Below are 26,803 nucleotides of genomic sequence, written 5' to 3' on the forward strand. Positions count from 1 at the left end.
GGGATGCGTGGCTTCCCCGGCGACAACTGCGTCACGATCTGTATTTTGGCTTTGTGCCGTCGCCCATTGCCCCCAATACACTGTTTTATAAAATTTAGTTTGTTGACCCGGCCAGCACGCGCGACCGGGCCATTGGTTGTGGATCAGTCTAGCCCATCCATCCGTTTCCACATCTTCGCCGCCACGTTGCGCGCCTCGGCAAAAATCGGCTCGCAGTCGAAGGTAAACTCACGGTTTTCATAGACCATCACGCCGTTGACCATCACGCTGTGCACGCTGCTCGAACCCATGCCAAAAGCAATATGTCCGGCGATGTTCTCCGCCACCAACGGGGTGGGCGGCAGATAGTCGCAGACGGTGAGATCCGCTTTATATCCCGCGGCAATACGACCAAATTGCGCATTGAAGTTGCGGCTGAGCAAGGTATTACCGTTACTGAGCGCACGAGCAAAGCTGTCTGGCCAGAGCGGGCCACCGGCGTCGCGATGTTTAAAGAAGGCGAACTTCAGCTCTTCGAACATATCGGAGCCGATTCCGTCGGTACCCAGCGCCAGATTGCGATAGGCGACGAGCTTGCGGTTATAGCCCACGTGGTTATTCATGTTCGAACGCGCGTTATGCACCAGGAACCCGTCACGCTCGTTGAGCAAGGCGATATCGGCGTCGGAGAGATACAGGCCGTGAGCGATCAGCGTCTTACGGTCGATCAGGTCAAATTCCGCGAGGCGAACCAGTAAATCCTTACCGTAGTGATGGTGGCTATGCGAGACGTCGTAGCTGTCCTCCGCCGCGTGGATATGCAGCCCGCGCCCGGTCGCTTTCACCGCTTCGCTGAGCATGGATAAACCCGCATCGGTCACGGTGAACGGCGCGTGCGCGCCGATATGCGCCTCGACCAGATAGGGTTCTTTCCCGGCTTCCCGCGCGCGATCTATTTCGCGCGCAAAACGGATATTTTCTTCGACGCTGGCCTGCAGTTCCTGCTGGCCGCCGTTACGGTCGGTGGTTTCAAAACAGGTCATGCCGCGCAGGCCGACCTTCAGGAAAGCGTTACGCAGTTGGCTGAGCGACCCGGCAATGTAGTTCGGCGAGGCATGATGGTCGATGACGGCCGTACAACCGCTGCGAATCGCTTCCATCGCGCAGATAAGCCCGCTGTAGTACAGCGATTCCTCGTCCAGCGCGCGGTCCAGCCGCCACCACAGGTTTTTCAGCGTGGAGATAAAGTCCGGGCTCGGGGCGATATTGGCCTGGATACCGCGCGATAATCCCGAATAGAAGTGGTTATGTGAGCAGACCATCCCCGGCATCACCAGCTTGCCGTGCATCTCTTTGATTTTTGCCTGCGGGTAGTGATGGCAAAGATCGTGCCCGACCGCGATGATGTCCGTATTTTCAATCACGATATCGACATTTTCCTGCACCATTGCCGGATAGAGTTGGGCGATGGTGGCATTTTTCAGCAGTAACTGGCTCATACTTCAACGGCCCCCAGAAGATAGTGATGATGACGATGGACATGGCTGATGATGCGGCACATGGCGTCTAACTGCGGTGGTATCTGATTGAACTCCCCATGGTCGTCGAGGGTCAGCAGCCAGGTTTGTTCATTCTGACGAATATGGACGCGATTCCCCTCGACCAGGAAGCCTGGATTGCTGCTGTTGCTGAAATCCTGCGGCAGGCTAAAGACGGTAATTTTGTCTTTGTACGGTTTGCCCTGCCATGGGCAGAACTGGGCGCAGTTGCCGCATTCGTTGCAGTAGGCGTCCAGGTGCAGCGTCTGATAGCGATTTTCGAAGCCGGGGACGGCAATCGACACGTTGGCGCGGTTCGGGCAAACGTCCACGCATTTACTGCACACATAATTGCATTCCAGACAGCGTGCGGCTTCCTGGGCGACGAAAGCGTCGCGATCGTCTTTGCCAACGTTGGCAACCACAATGGCGCCTTTACGCCGGTAAACTTCAGCGGGATCCACGTTGTTCCAGTGTTTATCGCCATGGTGGCTGCGGATATTTTCTCGCGCCAGAATGGTATCCGTTGCCCGGCGGGCGTTACCGATGGCGGAGACAATTGAAGACGGGCCGCGCTGAACGTCGCCAATCAGGAAAACGCCCGCTTTACGGGTTTCACCGTCAGCGTTCACTTCCGGCCAGCCGTTTGCATCCAGCGGAATGCCCATCGCCGCGAGCGCGTCACCGTCCTGCTGCTCGCCGATGGCGGTAATCAGCGTGTCGACCTGCAGCGTACAGGTTTCTGCTGTCTCTACCGGGCGGCGGCGGCCTTTTTCATCCACATCACCGAGCGCCATGACGCGTACGGTCAGTGTACCGTCGGCATCGAATCGCTCCGGATTATTCAGGAAGCGGAAGGTGACGCCATCGTGTACTGCTTCTTCATACTCTTCGCGCCAGGCGGGCATCTCCTGCTGCGAACGGCGGTAGATGACGGTTGCCTGCTCTACACCCGGCACGCGCAGGGCGGCACGGGCACAGTCCATCGCGGTATTGCCCGCGCCAATGATGGCCACGTGCTTACCTAACTGCAGGTTATCGCCGCGGTTATATTCACGCAGAAAGGACAACGATTTACGCACGTTCGGGTTATCGCCCTGCAGCTTCACGCCGCTGTTTTTATCGGTACCGGTGCCGATCAGAACGTAGCGGTATCCCTGTTGCTGAAGTTTTTCCACCGTCAGGTGCGGGTCGCAGCCGTAGACGATGTTGACGCCGTGGCTCACCACAAAGTCGATATCCTGTTGGATAAGTTCGCCGGGAATACGGAACTGCGGAATGATATTCCGCACCACGCCGCCCGCGTTAGCTTCGCGTTCAAATAACGTGACACTGTAACCTGCACGTGCGAGGAAATAACCCGCGGCCAGCCCTGCGGGACCGGCGCCAATCACTGCCACCGGGTGCTGGGTGCCGGAACCGGCGGGTTTATGCCAGCGACGCTGATATTCATCCCAGCCTTTTTCGAGGGCGATTTTCTTCAGTTCACGAATATTCAGCGCGCTATCGTAGTCGAGGCGTGTGCAGTTGTACTGGCACTGATGGTCACAGATATGACCGGTAATGGCCGGCAGCGCGTTGCGCTGATAGATAAGTTCCAGCGCGTCAACGTAGCGCTGTTCGCCCATCAGTCGAATGTACTCCGGGATATCTTGCTTGATGGCGCAGGCGCTCACGCAAGGGGCAACGTAGCAGTCGGTCAGCGGCAATTTTTCGCCGACATCAATACGATCGTCCGGCTTCCAGTGCTTCTGGGTATACTCCATGCTGACCGCTTTTTCCGCCAGCGCGTTCAGGCGCTTCACGTCGACCTGAGTCATCTGCCAGCCGTCGGCCTGTTCCAGTTCGCGCATACATTCGCTTAAGCGCAGATAGCCGCCGGGCTTCAGCAGATCGGTGGCCATGGTGATCGGGCGGATGCCGGTCTCGAAAATATCGCGGATGTTCAGTTGGCTGGCGCCGCCGGAGTAAGAAATAGGCAGCTTGCCGTCAAACTCGCGCGACAGCAGGGCGGCGACGTTGATTGACAGCGGGAACAGCGCGCGTCCGGACATATACATTTCGTCGCCCGGCAGCGCGCCTTTGTTGTTTACCGTACCGAGGGTATTGGTCAGCTTCACGCCGAAGCCGAGATTTTTACTTTTGGCCAGCGTCATCAAGCGCTTAAGCATTTCCAGCGCCTGGTCAATTTTCAGATCGTGGTCGAAAGAAGCTTCGTTCAGGCCAATATAGCCAAAGCCGCAGGTATCGAGAATTTCACGTACTCGCTTGAAGCCCAGCAGCGTCGGATTGAGTTTCACGAAGGTATTCAGCTGCTTTTCTTCCAGCATATAGCGACAGATGGCTTCAATTTCGTCCGGCGGGCAGCCGTGCATCGTGGAGAGCGTCACCCCCTGAACCAATTTTGCCGGAATGCGGTTCACCAGCGCGGCGTTTTCTGGCCGATGTTGTCGCAGCCAGCGAGTTAGCGTGTCGCGATACTGGGCAAATTTAGGCTGCGATCCGGCGTTCATCATGTTGTCGATAAACTGCTGCATCGGAGGCTGTTTGATACCTTCGAGGTTATAGCCGACGCTCATATTGAAGATAAACGACTTGCCGTCTTTAACCGGCGTCAGCGGCAGGATCTCCTCCAGCAGGTGCAGAATAAACCACGCCTTCAGATACTCATCCCACGCCTTAAGCAGGGTAAACTCGGTGGACCATTCGGTATTGAAACATTCATCTTCGGCGTCGATACAGGGTTTTTCCAGCTCCAGCCGATCGAGGATTTGTACCGTTTTCAGTTCGATAAACCGTCCACCGGTCAGCCAGGACGTAATAATATTTTGCGCCAGCTGGGTATGCGGCCCCGCCGCCGGGCCAATCGGCGTCGCGCAGGTTTCACCAAACACGCTCACCTTATGCGGGCTGCTTTGTGAGTAAAACTGCTGTTCCGGAATACCAAAGATGGAACGATGATTCTGATATTCATCAACAATACGCGTTAAGAGTTCCTCAAACGGAACGGGACGCATGATATCGCCCATAATCCTCTCCTTAGACTTACCTGTTAAATCATAGTGGCCGGTATTGCGATAATTCCGACGGATAAGGGGAGGTCAGCAACAATCACACCAGATATTGAGGTAATAGAGAGAATTAGTCAGGAAATGTGAGAGAGATCTAAAGTTAAAACGGCGTAATGCAGCGTGATTCGATTTGTTGATGAGAATTAAAATCACTCAGGCAAAGACGCTTTGCTTATTTATCAATAATGATAGCGGGCTATCAAATTGATAATATCATTTGGGCATTGATGTATTGTGGTTCTTATTTAAGCGAGTAAAGTCTTCCGGGGTATCAATATCGAGGATAATTGCGGGATTATTGAGCGTTAGCTTACGATAGGGGCCTGTGAGTAGACATTGACGTACCGAGGTCTGGTGAGTGTCGCTTAAACACTGCTGCAAATTACCGGTAGACGTGAGAATGGGATGCCCCGGCACGCCCGCGTAATATGGCTGCAGCGTACCTTCGAAGCGCTGTTGCCAGAGTTCATCAAAAACGCCATCGTCGAGGCATGGCAAATCGCCGTGGGTGATAAAACAATAATCATGGCGTAATGCCTGAATACCCGCCTTTACCGAAGAATAGAGCCCCTGGCGGAAGTCAGGATTATAAATCAGGGTCATGTTGGGCATGCCAGAATATCGTGTTATTAGCTCCTTATGGCGAAATCCGGTCACTAAAATAATATGCGAGCAGCAGCGGCGCGCATTTTTAATACTTGCATCAAGTATTGTGCCATCCTGCCAGGGTAACATCATTTTCCATTGTCCCATTCGAGAGGACAGCCCCGCGGCGGTAATAATGCAATCGACCTCCATTTTTATCTTTGCTCCTGAATATAGGGATATCGCGCAACATGGAAAATATACCGCACGTTGACGATCTATTATGTGATTTGAACGCCACTGCCAGTCCTTTACTGATTGCCGCCGTGGGGGCGGGTGGGAAAACCAGCACGTTGTTCTGGCTGGCAGAGCTTTTTCAGCAGGCAGGGCGACGCGTGCTGCTGACCACCACGACCCATATGTTTGTCCCCCACGGCTTGCCGGTCACCCTGTGCCGCGATCCGCAGACACTGCCCGCCACATTCTGGCTGCAGCCGCTACAGGCGTGTTTTTCTGCCTGGCTGCCGGCATCAGGAAAGGTCAGAGGCTTTACGCCTGCCCAACTGGACGCGCTCATGGCGAGTGGCCTGGTGGACGTCGTGCTGGTAGAAGCTGACGGCGCTCACGGTTTTGCACTTAAAGCGCCGGATGAGCATGAACCTTGCATCCCTCATTCCTGTTGTTGCGTAGTTGCCATTACAGGAGCAGGGATGCTCGGAAAACCGATTGGGCCAGCCACTGTCCACCGCTGGCCACTTTTTTCCCGCATCACCGGCGCCACGGCGCATGACACGCTCATGTGGCCGATGTTGCATCGCCTGGTTCAGCATCCGCAAGGCGCGTTTAAAGGCGCGCCAACGGGCTGCCGGCGTATCTGGCTGCTCAACCAACTTTCTCAAAATGAGAATTTGCAGCCTGGCAATTTGATAATGAGAAAGGATGTCGACGTCATCTGGGCCGGTTCGGTCCAGTCGCGTCCGGCGATTACGCGCAGACGAGTGAGAAAGTGACTCCATTCTGGGGTGATCAAGGAATATCCATTTGAGGTTGTTATGAATATTTTCTCAGAAGCGGCAAGACTCGAAGCACAAAACCGTCCGTTCGCGCTGGCGCAAATCGTCGACAGTCGCGGTTCTACTCCCCGACATTCCGCACAGATGCTGGTCCGTGATGACGGCAGTATTGTCGGAACGATCGGCGGCGGTATGGTTGAACGCCGGGTCATTGATGAAGCCCTCGATGCCCTGCGTGAAAAAGCCTCGCGCATGTTTCATGGCCGGATGGCGCGTACCGGGGCCGATGCGGTGGGCTCGGACTGCGGTGGCGCGATGTCGGTGTACATCAGCGTTCATGGCCTGCGCCCCAGGCTGGTGTTGATTGGTGCCGGTCATGTGAATCGTGCGGTGGCTCATAGCGCAGTATTGCTGGGTTTTGAACTCGCGGTGGCGGATATTTACCCGGAAAGCCTCAATCCTGAACGTTTCCCGCCGTTCACCCAATTGGTACACGCACAGAGCTTTGGCGATGCCGTGGAAAAACTGGCCGTTCAGCCGGATAACTATGTGCTGATCGCCACCAATAATCAGGATCGCGAAGCGCTGGATAAGCTGGTCGTACTGCCCACCGCCTGGCTGGGCCTGCTCGCCAGCCGTCGTAAGGTGCAGGTTTTTTTACGCCAGCTGCGCGAGAATGGCGTTGCCGAGGAACATATCGCCCGGCTGCACGCGCCGGTGGGCTATAACATTGGCGCCGAGACGCCGCATGAAATCGCCATCAGCGTGCTGGCGGAGATCTTACAGGTGAAAAATCGCGCGCCGGGCGGGCTGATGATGGCCAGCGACTCGCCAACGCAGCCGCTGCGGGTGGTGATTCGCGGGGCGGGCGATATTGCGACGGGCGTGGCGCTGCGATTGTGGCACGCCGGTTTTAAAGTGGTGATGCTGGAGGTGGAGAAACCGACGGTGATTCGCCGTACTGTGGCTTTTGCCCAGGCGGTGTTTGACGGTGAAATGACGGTAGAAGGTGTGACCGCGCGTCATGTTGCCTCTGCCCAGGAAGCTATGCGGGTGGCGGAGAGCGGTACCATTCCGGTGCTGGTTGATCCGCTGTGCGAGTCGCTGCGCGAGCTGAAGCCCGACTGCGTGGTGGATGCGATCCTGGCGAAAGAGAATCTGGGGACTCACTGCGGGCTGGCCCCGTCGGTGATTGCGCTTGGGCCGGGTTTTTGCGCGGGAACCGACTGTCATGCGGTGATTGAAACCAATCGTGGCCACTGGCTGGGGCAGGTCATCTATCAAGGTCGCGCGCAGGAGAACACCGGCGTACCGGGAAATATTATGGGGCATACCGCCAAACGCGTGATCCGCGCGCCAGGCGCGGGCGTGATGCGCGCTCGCGTGAAGTTGGGCGATATCGTCAACGAGGGCGATGTGATTGCCACCGTTGGTGAGGCTGAAATTCGGGCTCCGCTCAGCGGTATGGTGCGCGGGCTGCTCAACGATGGTCTGGTGGTCGATATTGGTTTTAAAATCAGCGATATCGACCCGCGCGGTGATAAGGCTGACTATACCAGCGTATCGGACAAGGCGAGGGCGATTGGTGGTGGTGTGCTGGAAGCATTGATGATGCTGACAAATCAACGCATTAAACAGCAGAATCGTAGCCCAATTGCCGTATAAGCCAACGCCGGGGCGGCGCTGAGCCTGGCCCCGGCGTTATTGGGTGGTTTTATCCTTCGATAATGGTGCCGGTTTTACCTTCAATACCTTCCTTCGCTTTGCTCAACACTGTGATCAACGCTTTACGCCCAGGACGGGAACGGGCAAAGGAGGCTGCAGCTTCCACCTTCGGCAACATGGAACCTTTTGCGAAATGTCCTTCAGCAATAAAACGGTCGGCGTCGCCTAAAGTGAGTTTATCCAGCCACTGCTCGTTGGGTTTACCAAAGTTGATGGCCACTTTCTCCACCGCGGTCAAAATGATAAGCATATCGGCATCAATCATGGCTGCCAGCTTCGCGCTGGCCCAATCTTTATCAATGACCGCGCTGGCACCGCGCAGATGATTCCCCTCGCGGATCACCGGGATCCCGCCGCCGCCGGCGGTGATCACCACGTGGCAGGCATCCATCAGCGCTTTTACCGTTTCTTTTTCAACAATATCAATCGGCTGCGGTGAGGCGACCACGCGGCGATATCCGCGCCCGGCGTCTTCTTTCAGGATGTATCCCTTTTGGGCCAGCTGTTCCGCCTCTTCTTTGCTGAAGAAGGAGCCGATCGGCTTGGTAGGGTTACTGAATGCTGGATCGTTGGCGTCAACCTCCACCTGGGTAATCAGCGTGGCGACCGGAATATCCATATTGCGCGACAGTAGTTCTTCGCGTAGCGCATTTTGCAGGTCATAACCGATATACCCCTGGCTCAGCGCCACACAAACAGACATCGGCAGCATCGGCGTATGGGCATCGGTTTTTGCCGCGGCTTCAAACGCCAGATTGATCATCCCCACCTGCGGGCCATTGCCGTGGGTTACTACCACCTGATGGCCCTGTGCAATCAGGTCGACGATGGCCTGTGAGGTTTGTTTAACGGCCTGCATTTGCCCGGCCAGATCGTCCCCCAGTGCGTTTCCGCCCAGGGCGAGTACGATTTTTTTACTCATGAAATCCTCTCTTTAAGATGGCATGCCGCTTACAGGAAGGGCTGCGGAAGAAAAGGGGGCACGCCGCAGGAAACGGCCCTGACCGGCGACGCCGCAGAAGGTGCCGTTACTGAAGATGACCCGGCCACGCGACAGCGTCTGGCGGATGGAGCCCTGACAGATAAAACCTTCCCACGGCGAATAGTCGGCGTTGTCGTGCAGCATTTCGTGACGAATGGTGGTCGTCCGGCGCGGATCGATAATCACCACGTCGCCGTCGGCACCTGCTGCCAGCACGCCTTTATGTGGCCACAGGCCGAACAGCTTCGCCGGATTAGCGCTGGTGAGGGCGACGAAATGTTCGGGCGTAATTCGTCCGGTCATCACACCGTGAGAGAACAGCAGCAGTAGACGGTTTTCCGCCCCCGGCAGACCGTTCGGGCAGCGGCTAAAATCGCCGTTTGACAGATGCTGACGCTGGGCCATCGAAAAGGCACAATGATCGGTGGCTATCACATCGATGGAGCCGTCGCTCACCCCGCACCACAGCGCGTCATTGTTGCTGGCATTACGCAGCGGCGGGCTGAGCAGATATTTCAGCGCATCCTCGCGTTCATAGCAGCGGTCATCGAGCAACAGATACTGCGGGCAGGTTTCCACCCACACCGGTTGATGACGCGAACGCGCCAGCTTCAGGTATTCCAGCCCCAGTCCGTTCGACAGATGCACGATATACAGCGGCGCATTACCGGCGAGTTGCGCCAGGTTAATCATGCGCGCGATAGCTTCCGCTTCGCATTCCAGTGGCCGGCTCAGGGCGTGATAGCGCGGCGCGGTTTTCCCCTGTGCCAGAAATTCAGCGCGTTTACGGGCAATGGCGGCGTCGTTTTCCGGGTGCACGGTGGTGAGTGCGCCCGCTCTGTGCAGATGGCGCATCACCTGAAGTACGTCGTCATCGCTCAGCTTGTACTGGTAGGTTAAATAGAGTTTGAAACTGCTGATCCCCGCATCGACCATCATGGGAATTTCATCGAGGATCGCAGCGTTGATGTGCTGAATGACGCCGTGAAAGCTGTAGTCAATGACGGCTTTGTAGGCGGCGTAACCGTGATAGGTCTCCAGCTGATGGCGCAACCGACAGCCTGCCGGACCAAATCCCATATGATCGACGACAGTGGTTGTACCGCCACAGGCCGCGGCGCGGGTGCCGGTAAAGAAATCGTCGCAGCTGCGGGCCAGACCGGTATCAATGTTGAAATGGGTATGAACATCCACGCCGCCGGGCATCACGTAGCAGCCGCTGGCGTCAATCACTTCGCAGGGTTGTTCGACGGTTATCTCTTCGGCCAGTCGGCTAATCAGGCCGTTTTCAATAAGCAGGTCCTGTCTGGCCCGTCCGTCGGCGTTGACGACGGTGCCGTTTTTAATCAGTACGCGCATATAAACTCCAGACTCCCGCCGCGAACGGCGGGAGGAAAAGCGGACTACAGTGACTCGGTGGCCAGCCAGCTCAGCGGAATTGCGGCATACATTGCGGCGCAGGTGACCAGGTGTGACTTCCAGGTTTTTTCGTTTGGCGCGTGGGCTTCCGGCTCTTTACCCGGACCAAAACCAATCACCGGAATGCCGTGACGGCCCATGATCGAGACGCCGTTGGTGGAGAAGGTCCACTTATCGACCACCGGGGCTTTGCCAAAGAGACCTTCATAGGCATTGCTCAGCGCACGCACGGTGAAGTGATTCTCTTCCACTTTCCAGGTCGGGAAGTAGCATTCGGTCGGATACACCAGCCCGGTCCAGGATGGACGGTCATAGTTGTACATAGAGACCACCGCACCGGCTTTTTGTACCGCAGGCAGGGCGCGAATTTCCTCCAGCGCGCCTTCCCAGGTTTCACCCCAGGTCAGACGACGGTCGATGGAAACGGCACAGCTGTCGGCGACCGCGCAGCGGCTTGGTGAGGTAAAGAAGATTTCCGATACGGTGAGGGTGCCTTTACCGAGGAATTCATCGTTGCCCAGCTTGTGGGAAAGATCCTGCAGTTCGTTGAGAATCGGCCCCATTTTAAAGATGGCGTTGTCGCCGCGTTCTGGCGCGGAGCCGTGGCAGCTGACGCCAGAGACATCGATACGAATCTCCATGCGGCCGCGCTGACCACGGTAGATCTGGCAGTCGGTGGGTTCGGTGCTGACCACGAACTCCGGACGAATGCCGGACTGTTCGATAATATACTGCCAGCAAAGCCCATCGCAGTCCTCTTCCTGCACCGTACCGGTCACCAGCAGGGTATATTCGTCTTCCAGCCCCAGATCTTTAATAATCTTGCCGGCGTAGACCATCGACGCCATCCCGCCTTCCTGGTCAGACGCGCCGCGCCCGCCGATGAGTTCGTCGGTTTCCATGCCCTGATAGGGGTCGAAGCTCCAGTTCTTGATATTACCAATACCCACGGTATCAATATGCGCGTCCATCGCCACCAGACGCGGGCCGTGGCCGATATAACCCAGCACGTTACCCATAGGGTCGATTTCCACTTTATCGAAACCGACCTTTTCCATCTCTTCTTTGATGCGGTGCACCACGCGTTTTTCGTCGCAGCTTTCGCTTGGGATAGCAATCATATCGCGCAGAAAGCGGGTCATGTCCTGTTGGTAGTGGTTGGCTTTTTCAACAATCAGTTTAAAAGGAATATGCTTAGCCATGAGGATGTTCTCCAGTTCTGAATTTGTAGGATTTATTGTGCTGCCGGATGCTTACCTTCCCAGACGATTTCCCGATAATGCTTCACGTCGGTGTCGCCTTCGGTGCTGATGATCAGCACGACGGAGTGGCTATCCAGCTGCAGTTTGTTCATGAGCGCGTCGCGCTGTGGGTGATAGTGAACGGCGGCGAGTACGCCAAGGCCGACCGCGCCGGACTCCCCGGAAATGACGCGCGGGTCGTGGCCTGGCGGGTTACCCAGCACCCGCATACCCAGTGCGGAAACCGCGTCCTGGCAGGAGATAAACTGGCTGGCGCAGTTGCGCAGAACTTCCCAGCCGAGCGGGTTGGGTTCACCGCAGGCCAGACCCGCCATGATGGTGGCCATATCGCCGCCGACGTTGACGATTTGCCCCTTCACCCCGGAGCGGTAGAGGCAGTCGGCCAGCTCGGGCTCAACGATGACGGAGCGCAGATTCTCCGCGCCGTAGACGTCTACCAGGTAGCCAAGCACGCCGCCTGCCAGCGCGCCAACGCCGCCCTGCAGGAAAACGTGCGTTGGGCGAGCGATGCCCAGCGCCGACATTTGTTCAACGGCTTCATCGGCCAGCGTGGCGTAGCCCTGCATAATCCAGGTGGGGATTTTGGTGTAGCCATCCCATGCGGTATCCTGTACCACCTCCCAGCCGTTTTTCTGCGCCGTCTGCATGGTAAAGCGGACGGTATCGTCATAGTTCATGTCGGTGACGATACACTCTGCGCCCAGACGCAGAATGGCGTCCACGCGTTCCTGAGCCGAACCTTTCGGCATGTAAATCACCGCGTTTTGCCCCAACTGCTGCGCCGCCCACGCCACGCCGCGTCCGTGGTTACCATCGGTGGTGGTGGCGAAGGTCATTTTTTCTTTAATGCGCGATTTCAGGCCATCGAGTGACAGCGTGTTGATATCCAACTGGTACTTTTCACACAGTAATTGTGCAATCGCGTAAGAACCGCCCAGCATCTTGAAAGCGTTAAGGCCAAATCGCTGCGATTCGTCCTTCACCAGAATTTTGTTTACGCCAAACAGGGCGGCCAGTTCATTCAGCGCGTACAGCGGTGTGGGTTGGTAGCCGGCAATTTTCTGATGGAAACGGCGCGCCTGTTGCGCAGGCTGGCGCGCAAACAGCGGCGAGGTTTCACCGGTATAAAAACGGTTATCGGCAATATCCATTTTCAGTGAGAAAGCAGACATACACTGTCCTTATTCATCATTACGGGGAGTGATGCTGGCCCGCAGGCCAGCGAAGGTGGCTATTTGATGCGTTTCTGCGCCTCGGCCAGCAGTTGCTCCAGCAACTTGCCCGGCTTCGCGTATTTGCGGCAGAGGATCATGGCGGCGATGATGTACGGCTTCCAGCTGGCCTCTTTGTAGGTGGCAATACGGTATTTTTCGAATACCGCTTCGGTGACTTCACCTTCATTACAGGACACGCCGGTAATATCGGCTGGCAGGCAGTGCATATACAGCGCGTCGCCGTCGCGGGTTTTCGCCATCATCTCTTCGGTGCAGTGCCAGTCTTTATGCTGGGCGTTTTGCGCCAGACAGGCTTTCTCCAGCGCCTTCAGACCGTCGTGATCGTTAGCGCGCAGCAGCTCGGTACGCTGCTCCATGACCTGATACGGCGCCCAGGACTTCGGATAGACGATATCGGCATCTTTAAAGGCTTCTGCCATGTCCGTCACCTGACGGAAGCTGCCGCCGGAGGCCTTGGCGTTATTTTTCGCGACCTCAATCACATCAGGAATCAGGTCGTAGCCTTCCGGGTTGGCGAGGGTGACGTCCATACCAAAACGGGTCATCAGGCCGATAATGCCCTGCGGCACAGAGAGCGGCTTGCCGTAGCTTGGAGAATAGGCCCAGGTCATGGCGATTTTCTTGCCTTTAAGATTCTCCAGCGAACCAAAGTGTTCACGTAGCCAGGCCAGATCGGCCATCGCTTGCGTTGGGTGGTCAATATCACACTGCAGGTTAATCAGCGCCGGGCGCTGCGGCAGCACCCCCTGTTTGTAGCCATCATCCAGCGCTTCGCCCACTTCACGCATATAGGCATTACCCGCGCCAAGATACATATCGTCGCGAATGCCGATAGCATCGGCGCAGAACGAGATCATATTGGCGGTTTCACGTACCGTTTCGCCGTGGGCAATCTGCGATTTTCCTTCGTCGAGATCCTGCTGCGCCAGCCCAAGCAGATTCAACGCCGAAGCATAGGAGAAGCGGGTACGGGTTGAGTTATCGCGGAATACGGAAATCCCCAGCCCGCTGTTAAACACTTTGGTGGCAATATTTTCCGCACGCAGCGTTTTTAACGCTTCCGCGACGTCCAGCACCTGCTTGAGTTCGTCCGGCGACTGTTCCCAGGTCAGCAGAAAATCCTTCTCATGCAGATTGGAGTTCAGCGTGTTGATATCCTTAATCAGTTCGTTAACAGTTTTCATATTTCAATCCTGGTCGTGAATGACGGGCTTATTGATTGCTGGTTACCGCTGCGGCGAATGCCAGCGCTGGTATTTCACTAACAATAAGCGTGCCAATTTCCAAAGGGCCCAATTTACAACGGTCAATATGCCGAAGTTATGCGATGGATATCACGAAAAGAATGCGTTGATGCCGGGTGGGAATAACATGATGGCGCTGTGGTCAGGTGATGTGTTTATTTATACATGGGTTTTTTCAGGCGTTATATTACCCGTCGGCAGAGAAACGCACCATATTGATAAAATCATCATCGAAATTATCATATTGATATGAAAATGTGATACCACTTCCATATTTGATTCAAGAATTGAAAAAGAGAAAGTGCTCAGGTCAATTATTGCCAGGGGCTGCGGTAGTATCATCGTAAAGAAATAAGCGTTGACGTTCACCCCGTTAGCTTTCAGTGAGTGATATTATGATACCTTCCAGTTCATCATCTATCTTGATGCAGATTCAGCCTACAATTCAACGTTTTGCCCGCATGCTCTCCAGCGTTCTTCAGCTTGAAGTTGAAATTGTCGACAATACGCTATGCCGCGTGGCCGGGACAGGAAGTTATGGGAAATTCCTTGGCCGTAAATTAAATACAGACTCGAGACTTCTTCGTTACATAATTGAAACAAAAAAGGAGAAGGTTGTTACCCATTCTCGTTTTGATCCCCTCTGTAAAGGTTGTGAAAGTAAGGAAACCTGCAAAGAAAAGGCCTTCCTCGGAACGCCGGTGATTTATCAGGAGCAGTGCGTCGGCGTTATTAGCCTGATTGCCCTGACGCGCGACCAGCAGGAGCGAATAAATGATAATATCACCGAGTTTTCCGATTATGTTCGTCACGTCTCCTCCATATTTGTCTCCCGTTTACTGGAGGATCAGAGCGGTGGCGACAATATCCAGAAAATGTTTTTAACGATGCTTGACAATATGGACCAGGGCGTGCTCGTTGTCAGTCAGGAACAGAAAGTCAAATTTGTTAATCAGGCAGCGTTAAAAATCCTTGGAGTGTCCCAGGGGAATATGGTGGGTAAAGAGATTCATTTCCGGCCTCTGACGTTCGCGCAAAATTTTATTCGCGGACACGTTCAGCATGTCATTTCTATTGATGATAAGAAAGAGCTCATCATTGGTCAGCTGCACGCCATTCAGGATCAATGGCTGTTTCTGATGGCGTTTCATCAGTCACACTCTTCGGCGGATATTACCGCGCCGCAGGAAGGGCCGCAGATTGAACAAATGGTCGGAGAATGTCGGCCAATGCGACAGCTGAAAAAGCTGATAACTCGCGTTGCCCCCAGCCCATCAAGCGTGATGATTGCCGGAGAAAGCGGAACCGGTAAAGAGGTTGTCGCCCGTGCGGTGCACAAGCTGAGCGACCGCAAAGATAAGCCGTTTATTGCCATTAACTGCGCGGCCATTCCTGAACAACTGCTGGAAAGCGAGCTGTTTGGTTACGTGAAAGGGGCCTTTACTGGCGCATCGGCCAACGGCAAAACGGGGCTCATTCAGGCCGCTAACCACGGGACACTGTTTCTGGATGAAATTGGCGATATGCCGCTCACGCTGCAAGCCAAGCTGTTGCGCGCCATTGAATCACGGGAGATCCAGCCGGTAGGGGCCAGTCATCCGGTGCCGGTGGATATTCGAATTATTTCCGCCACCAATCAAAACCTCGATCAATTTATCGCCGAAGGTAAGTTCCGGGAGGATCTCTACTATCGTCTCAATGTGATTCCGTTACGTCTGCCGCCGTTACGTGAACGTCAGGATGACATCGAACTGCTGATTCACTATTTCCTGCATCTGCATACCCGTCGGCTGGAGCTGGTCTATCCCGGTGTCGCGCCGGAGGTGATTGCACTGCTGAAAAGCTATCGCTGGCCGGGCAATATTCGTGAGTTGAGCAACCTGATGGAATATCTGGTCAACGTGGTGCCTTCCGGCGAAGTGATTGATGTTTCGCTGCTGCCGCCAAACCTGGTGAGCAGTGGAAAAATCGGCGAACGCGCGGATGCCCGAGGGACAACGGTGCTGAAAACCGCGAAAGAAGAGGAGGGGGTTACCGGGCTTGAAGAGATGGAACGTCAGATGATTCGCGATGCCTTGAGCCGCTATAGCAATAAAAAGCAGGCAGCAGACGAGTTAGGTATCGGGATTGCTACGTTGTATCGCAAGATCAAAAAATACGATCTGATCGTTATCTAGATCCGCCTGCGGAAACCAACGTCGCTGTCGTATCACTCTGAGAGCGACGTTTATCAAAATCGACATTATCCTCTCGTTTGTATACCCGTTCATAATTTAACCGACTATAGCTGGTTTTTTTGTTCTGTTAGTCAGGTGCTGCTTGCTCGCTTCAGTCGTCATTTCTGTACGTATTTTGAGCGAATGGCACCTTTCTTGCCTTTTACCTCCTGTCTCCGACGGCGCGTTCGTCGGCCATTACACATGAAAAGGACAGGAATATGGCGCAAATGAATGAAAACATCGCCACCGCACCGGTTTCACCGCTGCGCGAGTTTTTTGCCAAACCGCGGATTATCGCCAGACCGGGTTTTAACCGCTGGCTGGTGCCGCCAGCTGCGTTGGCCGTCCATCTTTGCATCGGTATGGCCTATGGGTTTTCCGTTTACTGGCTACCGATGTCCCAGCTTATTGGTGTTAGCGAGCACTTACAATGCCCAGTTAACCTCTCCTTCTGGCAGCAGCTGGTGACCCGCGACTGCGACTGGAAGATCTCCATGCTCGGGTGGACTTATACGCTGTTTTTTGTGTTTCTCGGCTGTTCGGCAGCATTATGGGGAAGCTGGCTGGAGAAGGTAGGGCCACGGCTGGTGGGCTTTGTAGCGACGCTGTGCTGGTGCGGAGGGCTGCTGCTATCCAGCGTGGCGATCTATTTTCATCAGCTCTGGCTGCTGTGGCTGGGGGCCGGGGTGATCGGCGGGATCGGCCTGGGGCTTGGCTATATTTCCCCGGTTTCTACGTTGCTGCGCTGGTTTCCTGATAAACGCGGTATGGCGGCCGGGATGGCGATTATGGGCTTTGGCGGTGGGGCGCTGGTGGGCGCACCGTTAGCTAACGCGCTGATGAATTTCTTTGCCGGGCCGGAAGGTAACGGCGTGTGGCAAAGTATCCTGGCGCTGGCGGCGATCTACGCGTTATTTATGCTCTGCGGTACCTTTGGCTACCGCTTACCGCCGATGGGCTGGCACCCGTCGGGAGAAAAAGCGCAGAACACGATCCGCAATCACTCAACTATTCAGGTTCACGTGAGCGTGGCTTGCCGTACGCCGCAGTTCTGGCTGCTATGGCTGGTACTGTGGCTGAACGTTACCGCAGGTATTGGCATCCTCGGCATAGCGTCGCCGATGCTGCAGGAGATCTTTGCCGGCAAGCTGCTGTCGCTCGACCTGAACTGGTATGCGCTGAATAGCGAACAGCTGAAGCGCATTGCCACCATGGCGGCGGGATTCACCGGTTTACTGAGCCTGTTTAATATTCTGGGGCGTTTCTTCTGGGCATCGGTCTCTGATTTATGCGGACGCAAAATGACTTTTGCGATCATTTTCTGCCTGGGCGCGGTGCTGTACGGCACGCTGCCGCTGGTCAACCATGGAGGTTACGTGGCGCTCTACGTCTGCGCGCTGTGCGTTATTATCTCGATGTACGGCGGGGGTTTTGCCAGCATTCCGGCCTATCTTGCCGATGTTTTTGGTTCACAAATGGTAGGGGCCATTCATGGGCGGCTGCTGACGGCCTGGTCGGCGGCGGGGATTAGCGGCCCGGTGCTGGTGAACTATCTGCGTGAATATCAGCTGGCGCATGGTGTGACGCCCGAGCGGGTTTATGACATTACGCTGATAGTGCTGACCGGCCTGCTGATCATCGGTTTTATCTGCAACCAACTGGTGCGACCGCTGCCGGAGAAATACGCGATGACTGCCGAACAGCAGCAGCAGGCGAAGGGGTTGTATACCATCAATAAAAATGCTCAGCTGACCTGGGAGGCTCAGCCGTCGACGCTGTTAATGACGGCAAGCTGGCTGGCCGTTAGCGTGCCGCTGCTGTGGGGTATAGCAACCACGCTGCAGCAGGCGGTGAAATTCTTCCTGTAAAGACAATGACCGACGCGAGCGTGCGTCGGTCGTGGTCTGATATCACAACGGTTTATAGGGCAAACCGTTAGTACGCATCAGCGCTTAGCGCGGCTATTTGCCCACGGATCGAACGCCGGTTCTGCCGGCGTCACATCAACTTCGTCATGTAAGGCATCGAGATATAAGGCTTCAACTTCCGCACGCGCCCAAGGCGTACGGCGCAAAAATTTGAGGCTGGACTTCACGCTGGGGTCATTCTTAAAACAGTTGATTTTGATCAGTTGGCTCAACCGATCCCAGCCGTAGCGGGCGACCAGCGCGTTAACCTGCATTTCAAGGGTTACGCCGTGTAGAGGGTCTTTAGAGGTATGCGCAGTCATGAGCGTCCATCGTTGATGAAATTTAGCGGAGGAAGAGTACAAGAAAGGCGCGGATCCGGCAACGCGGATTGATCTTCTGATGGCGCAACAGGAGATATACGACTTTATTATCAGAAACCTCTGCGCATATTCATCGTAGGGTGGACTTTAATATATTTCCCCAGGCACCACCGCAGTGCACCAGCTCCACAAACCCTCCCCAAAATAGTGATTTCTCGGATAAAGCAATCTTTAATTAACTGATAATAAATAGAATTAAATCATGGCATGTCCCTTGCTTAGATAAACCGGAAAGGGCAGCACACACAATCTAATCAATAGCTGGCTAGGGTTCCGGTTCACTGAGTGAATGACTGGTCCAAGAGCTGGCGACCTCTGAGAGGTTACACGGCGGGACAAAAGCCCGGGAGACAGCAGCACCCATTGGTGTCGCGCTGCCCCCCTAATTTTGTGCCACTCAGAGGTCAAGCATGAAGAAAACGTCATTACTCCGCTCTGTTGTACTGTCGCTGGCAATGCTGGTCAGTCTCCCCACTTTTGCTGCTGTGAAAAAAGAGTTCAACGTCTGCTGGACCATCTACGCCGGGTGGATGCCCTGGGGGACCATTAGCAGCAGCAAAATTATCGATAAATGGGCCGATAAGTACGGCATCAAAATCAAAGTAGTACAGCTCAACGACTATATCGAATCCATCAACCAGTACACGGCGGGCCAGTTTGATGGCTGCACCATGACCAATATGGATGCGCTGACCATTCCGGCCGCAGGTGGGGTAGACAGCACCGCACTGATCCTCGGCAGCTACTCGGAAGGCAATGACGGCGTGGTGATGAAGGGCGAGGGCAAGACCCTTAACGACCTGAAGGGGATGAAGGTCTACCTGCCAGAACTGTCCGTTTCCCACTATTTACTAGTTCGCGGTCTGGAAAAAGCGGGACTGGCGGAAAAAGACATTACCGTCGTGAATACCTCAGATGCGGATATCGTCTCGGCGTTTGGTACCTCCGGCGTACAGGCGGCAGTGGCCTGGAACCCGCAGCTTTCTGTTATCAAAGGTACGCCGAAAACCACCGAAGTGTTCAGCTCCTCGCAGGTACCGGGGGAGCTTATCGACATGATGGTCGTCAACAGCGAAACCCTGAAAGATAACCCTGCACTCGGCAAAGCCTTAACCGGCGCGTGGTACGAAATGATGGGGATGATGAAAGCCCAGGATACGAACGCGCTGAATGCAATGGCGGCCGCCTCCGGCACAGATTTGGCTGGATATCAGGCGCAGCTGAAGACCACCCATTTGTTCTACACCCCACAGGACAACATTGCCTTTATTAGCTCCCCGGATCTGGCGAAAACCATGCAGCGCGTGGCTGCGTTCTCCTTTGATAAAGGGCTACTGGGCGATGGAGCGCAGAGTGCCGATTTTATTGGTATGCGCTTCCCTGGCAACGTGACTCAGGGTGATGCCCATAACGTCAAACTGCGATTTGACGATAGCTTCGTGAAAATGGCCGCTGCCGGCACGCTGTGATAACGGACGGAGTTCCCATGCGACAAATTAATCGTCATCCCACTTCTGGTATGCGGCTGATGCTGGTCATGATGCCTTTCATCCTGCTGCTGGCTGCCTACTTCTTTGGCTCGGCGGTACGGCTGGAGGCTAATCCGCAGGACAAGCTGCTGCCGGGTCTCCAGCAGATGCTGGATGCGCTATCACGGATGGCGTTTACCCCGGATAAACGCAGCGGTGAATATCTGTTCTGGGTCGATACCCTGGTCAGTCTGGCGCGTCTGCTGGTTGGGCTAACCATTGCCTCACTGCTGGGCCTGTGTATCGGCGTGACGTCCGGCGTGTTCCCGCTGTGGCGCGCGTCGCTGTCACCGCTGATGACGGTGTTGTCGATGATCCCGCCGCTGGCGATTTTACCGGTGCTGTTTATCGTTTTTGGCCTCGACGAACTGTCGAAAGTGATGCTGATTGTTATCGGCATCACGCCGATGCTGGCACGCGATCTGGAGCATCGCGCCTGTGAAATCCCGCCGGAGATCCTGATTAAAGCCCAGACTCTGGGCGCGAACAGCTGGACGCTGGTGCTGCGCGTGGTGCTGCCGCAACTGCTGTCGCGTCTGCTGACTTCGCTGCGTCTGCTGCTGGGTTCGGCATGGCTGTTCCTGATTTCGGCTGAAGCCATTTCATCCACCGCCGGATTGGGCTACCGCATTTTCCTCGTGCGCCGCTATATGGCCATGGACGTGATTATCCCTTACGTCCTGTGGATCACGCTGCTGGCCTGGCTGATGGATCTGGCGCTGCGCAAACTACATCAAACCTGTTTTCCCTGGGCGGAAGGAGGGAAGGCATGAGCTTTATCACTATCAACAATATCTGGCAGGAATACGGCGACCACGTCGTACTGGAGCGTCTTAACCTGCAGGTGAAAGAGGGCGAGTTCTGCTCGATGGTTGGCGCGTCCGGCTGCGGAAAATCGACGTTTTTGCGCCTGCTGCTCGGTCAGGAAACGCCGAGCCGGGGTTCTATCACTCTGGATGGTCAACAGCTCCATGCCGAACCGGATAGCAGCCGGGGCGTGGTGTTCCAGCGTTATTCAGTTTTTCCACACCTGAACGTGCTGGATAACGTCGCTATTGGTCTCGAACTGCCGCAATCACCACTGTTCGGGCGACTGTTCGGCGCAAAAAAACGCGCGGTACGCGAGCGGGCGACGGAGATGCTGGAAAAAGTCGGCCTTGGCCATGCGCTGGACAAATACCCGGCGCAGCTTTCCGGCGGTATGCAGCAGCGTTTAGCCATTGCGCAGGCGTTCATTATGCAACCGCGCGTACTTCTGCTCGATGAGCCTTTTGGCGCACTCGACCCAGGCATTCGTAAAGACATGCATGCGCTGCTGCTGCAGCTGTGGGGTGAAACTCGCATGACCGTGTTTATGGTTACCCACGATCTATCCGAAGGTTTCAACCTCGGCACCCGTTTACTGGTGTTCGACAAAGTGCGCATCGACCCTCAGGCGCCCAATGCCTTTGGCGCGCGCATTACCTATGACATTCCGCTCAACGAAACGCGGCTCTCTGCGCTGAGCGGTACGGCTCCCGACAACGTTTATGCCTTAAGGGGTTAATCATATGAAGACCGAAACATTCCTGCGTGAAGAGATCTTGCCGGGCGGCGGGCACCTTTCGTTTGTCCTCAAACGCGGGCAGATCCTGCGCATGACGGATATCGACGGCGGGGCAAACGTCAGCCTGCTGATGCTTAACCCGCACCATAAGAGCGAGCGTCTGAACCTGCCCGATACGCTGAAAGGTCAGCATACGGCGCGGCTCACCGCCGGGCACTGTTTTTACTCCGATATGGGCCGCGTACTGGCAGGCATTATTGCCGATACCAGCGGCTGGCACGATCCGTTTGGCGGCGTATTGAACGCGCAGGAAGTGGCGGAAAAATACGGGCAGGGGCGCTATCAGGAACGGCGGAACGGTTTCTACCGTAACGGTACCGACAACCTGCTGGTCGAGATGGGAAAGTGGGATCTTAACCTTGAAGATCTGCTGATGGTGGTCAATTTCTTCAGCAAGGTCACGGTGGATGACAACGGACAGTTCAGCTTCCACAGCGGGCATTCGCAGCCGGGGAGTTACATCGAACTGTTCGCGCCCATGGACACGCTGGTTGTGATGACCGCATTGCAGCATCCGATGGACCCATCCCGTGAGTATGCGCCACGCCCGGTGCAACTGAGCTGGAGGCAGGCTGAGGATCAAGACGCCGCCATTAACGCATTGCGGACACGGCCGGAAAACGAACGCGCCCTTATCAACACTCAACTTTTTGCCCTGTAAGGAGCCATAAGATGACCGTAGCCAGCGAGAAACAAGCCCAGCACGCCAGCTTTCGCCACGTAATCCCGGCAGGTGAACCCTACCTGTTTGAAGTGAAGAAGGGGCAAACTTTGCGCCTGCTCGACCTCGAAGGGAATCAAGCGGTAGACACGCTGTTTTATAACGCGGATAAACCGCGCGAACGCTACGACGCCCAGCGCACGCTGCGTCGTCAGAACAACGCGTATCTGACCAGCGGCAGCGTGCTGTATTCGAACCTCGGTAACCCGCTGCTGACCATTGTCGCCGATACCTGTGGGCGCCACGATACCCTCGGCGGCGCCTGCGCACAGGAGAGCAATACCGTTCGTTATGCCCTCGACAAACGGCATATGCATAGCTGTCGGGATAATTTTCTCTGCGCCTGCCTGCATGATGGCCGGCTGCAAAAGCGCGACATCGGCGCGAACATCAACTTCTTCATGAACGTGCCGGTGACGCCGCAGGGCGGACTGACCTTTGAGGACGGCATCTCTGCGCCGGGTAAGTATGTAGAGCTACGCGCCGAGTGTAACGTCATCGTGCTCATTTCTAACTGTCCGCAGTTGAATAATCCCTGCAACGGCTGGAATCCAACGCCTGCTGAGGTGCTGATATGGAACTAACACCAAACCGCTGGCAACGCCTGCGTCGGGCGATTTACCGCCTGTTTGAAGTCCGTGCCGGACGCCTCCTGCCATAAACGCTTTTTCCCCATGGACGACCATGGGTGAGCCAATATTCGGCGGGACGACCCGCCATGATTGAGTCTGACCTATGCTGACGACACTCCTGATTGCAAACCGCGGGGCGATTGCCTGCCGCATTTTACGTACCCTGCACGCAATGAACCTGCGCGGCGTGGCGGTCTATTCTGAGGCTGACATCAGCAGCCTGCATATTCGCGAAGCCGATGAAGCCCTGAGTCTGGGCGAAGGCCCGGCGGCCAATACCTATCTGGTGACGGAAAAAATCATTGCGGCCGCGCAAGCCAGCGGCGCACAAGCCATTCATCCAGGTTATGGTTTTCTGTCTGAAAACGCCGCTTTTGCGGAAGCCTGCGAAGCCGCAGGTATTGCCTTTGTTGGCCCGACACCGGAACAGCTGCGTCTGTTTGGCCTGAAACATACGGCCCGGGCGCTGGCTAAATCCCATGGAGTACCGATGCTGGAAGGCACTGAACTTCTGGCCGATGTGACTGAAGCGCTGCAGGCCGCTGATCGCGTTGGTTACCCGGTAATGCTGAAAAGCACCGCGGGCGGCGGCGGTATCGGGATGCGCGTCTGCTATACCCCAGAAGAACTCAACGACGCGTTCGATGCCGTGGTACGCCTGGGGAAAAACAACTTCAGCGATGCGGGGGTATTTATTGAGAAATACATCGAGCGGGCGCGGCATCTTGAAGTACAGCTATTTGGCGATGGCAGAGGCGAGGTGATTTCCCTCGGCGTGCGCGACTGCTCAATACAGCGCCGTAATCAGAAAGTGCTGGAAGAAACCCCTGCGCCGAATCTGCCTGAAGGCATGGAAAATGCCTTGTGTGAGGCGGCAATCAGGCTGGGTAAAGCGGTCAACTATCGTAGTGCGGGCACCGTCGAGTTTGTCTACGACAGTCACGCTGAACGGTTTTATTTCCTGGAGGTGAATACCCGTCTGCAGGTTGAGCACGGCGTGACCGAGCAGGTGTGGGGCGTGGACCTGGTGCGCTGGATGATTGAGCTGGCGGCAGGAACCTTACCGCCGCTGGCGGCGCTGCGAGAAAACCTCAAGCCTGATGGCCATGCGATTCAGGCACGCGTTTACGCCGAAGATCCGGGGCGTCAGTTCCAGCCGTCTCCGGGGCTGCTCACCGAAGTCGTCTTCCCGGCAAATGACCGCCGGACGCTACGTATCGACAGTTGGGTGGAATCCGGCTGCGAGGTCCCCCCGTTTTTTGATCCGATGCTGGCGAAAATCATCGCCTGGCAGCCGACGCGCGAACAGGCGGTTCGCACATTGCACACTGCTCTCGGCGAAACGCGCCTTTATGGCGTAGAAACCAACCGTAGCTATCTGCAGCAGATTTTAACCTTTGCCCCGTTTGCGAGCGGTGAACCCTGGACTCGCTGCCTGGAAGGGCTGAAATACGAGGCGTTCACGCTGGAAGTTCTCAACGCCGGAACACAAACCACGGTGCAGGATTACCCCGGAAGAACCGGTTACTGGGCGGTAGGCGTTCCACCATCCGGCCCAATGGACAGTCGGGCGCTGCGTCTGGGTAACCGGCTGTTGGGCAATGATGCCAACGCCGCCGCGCTGGAAATTACCCTCAGTGGCCCGACGCTCAAATTTAACTGTGACGCGCAACTGGTGGTCACCGGGGCAGAGATTGCGCTCACGTTGGATGGCGAACCGCTGGAGAATAATCGTATTGTCACCGTGCAGGCGGGCATGACGCTACGGATGGGCGACATCCGCAACCAGGGCGTACGCAGCTATCTGTGCCTGCGTGGCGGCTTCAACGTGCCGGATTATCTGGGCAGTAAAAGTACCTTCACGCTGGGGCAATTTGGCGGCCATGCCGGACGAGCGCTGCGAACCGGCGACGTGCTGCATCTGGCGCCTTTATCAGAGCGCGTTCAGGAAAGCGAACTGCCGCAAGCGCTGCGGACCACGCTGGGAACGGTGCGCGAGCTGCGTGTTGTCTATGGCCCGCACGGCGCGCCGGAGTATTTCACGCCTGATTATATAGAGACTTTTTTTGCCACCGAATGGGAAGTCCATTTTAACTCCAGCCGGACGGGCGTTCGCCTGATCGGGCCGAAACCGGAGTGGGTACGTGAGAGCGGCGGTGAAGCCGGCCTGCATCCGTCGAACATTCACGATAACCCGTACGCCATTGGCGCGGTGGATTTTACCGGTGACATGCCGGTGATCCTCGGACCGGATGGCCCGAGCCTGGGCGGATTTGTTTGCCCTGTAACGATTATCGAGGCCGATTTACCGGCGGTCGGGCAGGTGAAAGCCGGTGATAAAATCCGCTTTGTTCCTGTCGATATCGCGACGGCGCGCCGACTGGCACAGGCTCAGGAAACCGAAATTGCCAGCCTGACGCCACAGCACCCTGCCTGGCAACCCACGACTTTGGCCTCGCCAGCGGTGCTCAGTCTTGGTACCGCCGATAAGCGACTGGTGGCAAGGCTCTCTGGCGATACCCATCTGTTGCTGGAGATTGGCGAACCAGAGCTGGATCTGGTGCTGCGTTTTCGCGGTCATGCGTTGATGCAAGCGCTGGAGGAAAAAGCGCTGAGTGGGATCGTCGACCTCACGCCGGGGATCCGCTCGTTGCAAATTCACTACCAGCCGGAAACGCTAAGTCTGGCAACGCTTCTGGAGATAGTCTCCGGAGTATGGAATGGCGTGTGCGAGCAGGATTCGCTGGCAGTGCCGTCGCGCATCGTCTGGCTGCCGCTCTCCTGGGACGATCCGGCGTGCCAGAAGGCTATCGACAAATACATGACCACCGTGCGCCGCGATGCGCCCTGGTGTCCGAGCAATCTGGAATTTATTCGCCGCATTAACGATCTGGCGAACGTCGATGAAGTGTATAAAACGGTGTTCGACGCCAGCTATCTGGTGATGGGGCTTGGAGATGTCTATCTCGGTGCGCCGGTCGCGACACCGCTTGATCCGCGCCATCGACTGGTCACCACCAAGTACAATCCGGCGCGCACCTGGACGGCGGAAAACTCGGTGGGCATTGGCGGGGCATATCTCTGCGTTTATGGCATGGAGGGGCCGGGCGGGTATCAGTTCGTTGGCCGTACGCTGCAAATGTGGAATCGCTATCACGCGGTTGACGATTTTGGCGGTAAACCGTGGCTGCTGCGCTTCTTCGACCAGATTCGTTTCTACCCGGTTTCTGCCGACGAGTTATTGACGATCCGCCGCGATTTTCCGCTGGGGCGTTATCCGCTGCGTATTGAACATACCACGCTGAACCTCGCCGACTACCAGCAGTTTCTGGCGGATGAAGCCACGGAAATTGAGGCTTTCCGTGCCCATCAGCAGGGGGCGTTTGATGCAGAGCGCGAGCGCTGGATTGCCAACGGCCAGGCACATTTTGATAGTAGCGATACGCTGGTAGAAGAGGGCGAAGATGCACCATTAAGGGCCGGTCAGGCAAGCATCGACAGTCCGATATCTGGCAACCTGTGGCAGGTGAACGTTGAAATCGGCAACACCGTACGCGAAGGCGACGTTCTGGTGATCCTCGAGTCGATGAAGATGGAAATTCCGTTAGTGGCCTCACAGGATGGTGTGGTCAGCCAGGTGCGAGTTCAACCAGGTTCATCGGTGAGAGCGGGTCAGTGCGTGGTGGTGTTGGAAACTGCGGTCTGATGTATTGCATGATCTGACGGCTGAGGAGCAGAGAGTCTATTCAGTCG

The 26,803-nt window shown here is 55.9% G+C and carries 20 protein-coding genes and 1 riboswitch; of the genes, 11 read left to right on the top strand and 9 right to left on the bottom strand.

The genetic code is table 11. The annotated features are described in order from the left end of the window. Positions 1-143 precede the first annotated feature (143 nt). The 3 genes from ssnA to GY169_RS11525 all read right to left on the bottom strand — a co-directional run bounded on the left by ssnA (position 144) and on the right by GY169_RS11525 (position 5,386). Positions 144-1,478, bottom strand: coding sequence for a putative aminohydrolase SsnA (ssnA, locus tag GY169_RS11515; RefSeq protein ID WP_167575812.1), 1,335 nt, complete (start codon positions 1,476-1,478; stop codon positions 144-146). Next, on the bottom strand, positions 1,475-4,546 hold the full coding sequence (ygfK, locus tag GY169_RS11520; RefSeq protein ID WP_167575813.1) for a putative selenate reductase subunit YgfK: 3,072 nt from the start codon (positions 4,544-4,546) through the stop codon (positions 1,475-1,477). The genes ssnA and ygfK overlap by 4 nt, the downstream gene beginning before the upstream one ends. Positions 4,547-4,801: 255 nt before the next feature. After that, positions 4,802-5,386, bottom strand: a complete 585-nt coding sequence (locus tag GY169_RS11525) for an NTP transferase domain-containing protein (protein WP_167575814.1) — start codon at positions 5,384-5,386, stop codon at positions 4,802-4,804. A gap of 38 nt (positions 5,387-5,424) precedes the next feature. On the opposite strand from GY169_RS11525, the gene yqeC reads away from it, so the two are divergent. Together yqeC and yqeB are read left to right on the top strand one after the other, a co-directional pair. Then, positions 5,425-6,183, top strand: coding sequence for a selenium cofactor biosynthesis protein YqeC (gene yqeC / locus GY169_RS11530; protein ID WP_167575815.1), 759 nt, complete (start codon positions 5,425-5,427; stop codon positions 6,181-6,183). A gap of 42 nt (positions 6,184-6,225) precedes the next feature. Then, positions 6,226-7,851, top strand: coding sequence for a selenium-dependent molybdenum cofactor biosynthesis protein YqeB (gene yqeB, locus GY169_RS11535; protein WP_167575816.1), 1,626 nt, complete (start codon positions 6,226-6,228; stop codon positions 7,849-7,851). A 49-nt stretch (positions 7,852-7,900) separates the two neighbouring features. Here the strand turns inward: yqeB and arcC are convergent, their stop codons facing one another. The 5 genes from arcC to ygeW are packed head-to-tail and all read right to left on the bottom strand — an operon-like array spanning position 7,901 to position 13,993. Further along, the gene (gene arcC, locus GY169_RS11540) at positions 7,901-8,833 is read right to left on the bottom strand and encodes a carbamate kinase (RefSeq protein ID WP_163446374.1); all 933 of its coding nucleotides are present in this window, start codon (positions 8,831-8,833) and stop codon (positions 7,901-7,903) included. A gap of 12 nt (positions 8,834-8,845) precedes the next feature. Beyond that, positions 8,846-10,252 (bottom strand): dihydropyrimidinase, encoded by a 1,407-nt coding sequence (hydA, locus tag GY169_RS11545; protein ID WP_167575817.1) that lies wholly within the window; start codon positions 10,250-10,252, stop codon positions 8,846-8,848. Positions 10,253-10,296: 44 nt separating this feature from the next. Then, positions 10,297-11,514: a YgeY family selenium metabolism-linked hydrolase gene (locus tag GY169_RS11550; protein ID WP_064545433.1), complete on the bottom strand. Its 1,218-nt coding sequence runs from the start codon at positions 11,512-11,514 to the stop codon at positions 10,297-10,299. Between the two features lie 32 nt (positions 11,515-11,546). Continuing rightward, on the bottom strand, positions 11,547-12,746 hold the full coding sequence (gene dpaL / locus GY169_RS11555) for a diaminopropionate ammonia-lyase (protein WP_167575818.1): 1,200 nt from the start codon (positions 12,744-12,746) through the stop codon (positions 11,547-11,549). Positions 12,747-12,805: 59 nt separating this feature from the next. After that, complete coding sequence (gene ygeW / locus GY169_RS11560) at positions 12,806-13,993, bottom strand: knotted carbamoyltransferase YgeW (protein WP_167575819.1); 1,188 nt, start codon at positions 13,991-13,993, stop codon at positions 12,806-12,808. A gap of 19 nt (positions 13,994-14,012) precedes the next feature. Between ygeW and GY169_RS11565 the strand changes: the two genes are divergently transcribed. The 3 genes from GY169_RS11565 to GY169_RS11575 all read left to right on the top strand — a co-directional run bounded on the left by GY169_RS11565 (position 14,013) and on the right by GY169_RS11575 (position 18,140). Continuing rightward, the gene (locus tag GY169_RS11565; protein WP_167575820.1) at positions 14,013-14,306 is read left to right on the top strand and encodes a hypothetical protein; all 294 of its coding nucleotides are present in this window, start codon (positions 14,013-14,015) and stop codon (positions 14,304-14,306) included. A 142-nt stretch (positions 14,307-14,448) separates the two neighbouring features. After that, positions 14,449-16,230, top strand: coding sequence for a sigma-54 interaction domain-containing protein (locus tag GY169_RS11570; RefSeq protein ID WP_167575821.1), 1,782 nt, complete (start codon positions 14,449-14,451; stop codon positions 16,228-16,230). A 260-nt stretch (positions 16,231-16,490) separates the two neighbouring features. Further along, positions 16,491-18,140 carry an OFA family MFS transporter gene (locus GY169_RS11575; protein ID WP_167575822.1) on the top strand — a complete coding sequence of 550 codons (1,650 nt, stop codon included), beginning with the start codon at positions 16,491-16,493 and terminating at the stop codon, positions 18,138-18,140. A gap of 77 nt (positions 18,141-18,217) precedes the next feature. On the opposite strand, the gene GY169_RS11580 is transcribed toward GY169_RS11575, so the two are convergent. Continuing rightward, entirely contained in the window at positions 18,218-18,502 is a 285-nt protein-coding gene (locus GY169_RS11580) for a VF530 family DNA-binding protein (protein WP_163446368.1), read from the bottom strand. Positions 18,503-18,816: 314 nt separating this feature from the next. After that, a riboswitch (guanidine-I (ykkC/yxkD leader) is annotated at positions 18,817-18,914 on the top strand. A 58-nt stretch (positions 18,915-18,972) separates the two neighbouring features. Between GY169_RS11580 and GY169_RS11585 the strand changes: the two genes are divergently transcribed. The 6 genes from GY169_RS11585 (at position 18,973) to uca (ending at position 26,756) form a co-directional block, all read left to right on the top strand. After that, positions 18,973-20,031: a putative urea ABC transporter substrate-binding protein gene (locus tag GY169_RS11585; RefSeq protein ID WP_167575823.1), complete on the top strand. Its 1,059-nt coding sequence runs from the start codon at positions 18,973-18,975 to the stop codon at positions 20,029-20,031. A 17-nt stretch (positions 20,032-20,048) separates the two neighbouring features. Further along, a complete protein-coding gene (locus tag GY169_RS11590; RefSeq protein ID WP_167575824.1) occupies positions 20,049-20,864 on the top strand; it encodes an ABC transporter permease in 816 nt (271 codons plus the stop codon). Then, a complete protein-coding gene (locus GY169_RS11595) occupies positions 20,861-21,637 on the top strand; it encodes an ABC transporter ATP-binding protein (protein ID WP_163446365.1) in 777 nt (258 codons plus the stop codon). Before GY169_RS11590 ends, GY169_RS11595 begins: the two co-directional genes overlap by 4 nt. A 4-nt stretch (positions 21,638-21,641) precedes the next feature. Beyond that, complete coding sequence (locus GY169_RS11600) at positions 21,642-22,358, top strand: urea amidolyase associated protein UAAP1 (protein ID WP_167575825.1); 717 nt, start codon at positions 21,642-21,644, stop codon at positions 22,356-22,358. 11 nt (positions 22,359-22,369) lie between these two features. Next, entirely contained in the window at positions 22,370-23,002 is a 633-nt protein-coding gene (locus GY169_RS11605) for an urea amidolyase associated protein UAAP2 (protein WP_163446363.1), read from the top strand. 151 nt (positions 23,003-23,153) lie between these two features. Continuing rightward, complete coding sequence (gene uca, locus GY169_RS11610; protein ID WP_167575826.1) at positions 23,154-26,756, top strand: urea carboxylase; 3,603 nt, start codon at positions 23,154-23,156, stop codon at positions 26,754-26,756. The last annotated feature ends 47 nt before the right edge of the window (positions 26,757-26,803 follow it).

It is taken from the genome of Kluyvera genomosp. 3 (genome assembly GCF_011765685.1).
GTDB lineage: Bacteria > Pseudomonadota > Gammaproteobacteria > Enterobacterales > Enterobacteriaceae > Kluyvera > Kluyvera georgiana_A.

Bases quoted from the DNA above. Each gene is read 5' to 3' on its own strand.
- dpaL (WP_167575818.1), bottom strand. From the start codon at position 12,746: ATGTCTGCTTTCTCACTGAAAATGGATATTGCCGATAACCGTTTTTAT.
- GY169_RS11525 (WP_167575814.1), bottom strand. From the start codon at position 5,386: ATGGAGGTCGATTGCATTATTACCGCCGCGGGGCTGTCCTCTCGAATG.
- GY169_RS11600 (WP_167575825.1), top strand. From the start codon at position 21,642: ATGAAGACCGAAACATTCCTGCGTGAAGAGATCTTGCCGGGCGGCGGG.
- GY169_RS11570 (WP_167575821.1), top strand. From the start codon at position 14,449: ATGATACCTTCCAGTTCATCATCTATCTTGATGCAGATTCAGCCTACA.
- GY169_RS11550 (WP_064545433.1), bottom strand. From the start codon at position 11,514: ATGGCTAAGCATATTCCTTTTAAACTGATTGTTGAAAAAGCCAACCAC.
- GY169_RS11585 (WP_167575823.1), top strand. From the start codon at position 18,973: ATGAAGAAAACGTCATTACTCCGCTCTGTTGTACTGTCGCTGGCAATG.
- ygeW (WP_167575819.1), bottom strand. From the start codon at position 13,993: ATGAAAACTGTTAACGAACTGATTAAGGATATCAACACGCTGAACTCC.
- yqeC (WP_167575815.1), top strand. From the start codon at position 5,425: ATGGAAAATATACCGCACGTTGACGATCTATTATGTGATTTGAACGCC.
- GY169_RS11595 (WP_163446365.1), top strand. From the start codon at position 20,861: ATGAGCTTTATCACTATCAACAATATCTGGCAGGAATACGGCGACCAC.
- ssnA (WP_167575812.1), bottom strand. From the start codon at position 1,478: ATGAGCCAGTTACTGCTGAAAAATGCCACCATCGCCCAACTCTATCCG.
- GY169_RS11605 (WP_163446363.1), top strand. From the start codon at position 22,370: ATGACCGTAGCCAGCGAGAAACAAGCCCAGCACGCCAGCTTTCGCCAC.
- hydA (WP_167575817.1), bottom strand. From the start codon at position 10,252: ATGCGCGTACTGATTAAAAACGGCACCGTCGTCAACGCCGACGGACGG.
- ygfK (WP_167575813.1), bottom strand. From the start codon at position 4,546: ATGGGCGATATCATGCGTCCCGTTCCGTTTGAGGAACTCTTAACGCGT.
- GY169_RS11575 (WP_167575822.1), top strand. From the start codon at position 16,491: ATGGCGCAAATGAATGAAAACATCGCCACCGCACCGGTTTCACCGCTG.
- uca (WP_167575826.1), top strand. From the start codon at position 23,154: ATGCTGACGACACTCCTGATTGCAAACCGCGGGGCGATTGCCTGCCGC.
- yqeB (WP_167575816.1), top strand. From the start codon at position 6,226: ATGAATATTTTCTCAGAAGCGGCAAGACTCGAAGCACAAAACCGTCCG.
- arcC (WP_163446374.1), bottom strand. From the start codon at position 8,833: ATGAGTAAAAAAATCGTACTCGCCCTGGGCGGAAACGCACTGGGGGAC.
- GY169_RS11565 (WP_167575820.1), top strand. From the start codon at position 14,013: ATGACGGGCTTATTGATTGCTGGTTACCGCTGCGGCGAATGCCAGCGC.
- GY169_RS11590 (WP_167575824.1), top strand. From the start codon at position 20,049: ATGCGACAAATTAATCGTCATCCCACTTCTGGTATGCGGCTGATGCTG.
- GY169_RS11580 (WP_163446368.1), bottom strand. From the start codon at position 18,502: ATGACTGCGCATACCTCTAAAGACCCTCTACACGGCGTAACCCTTGAA.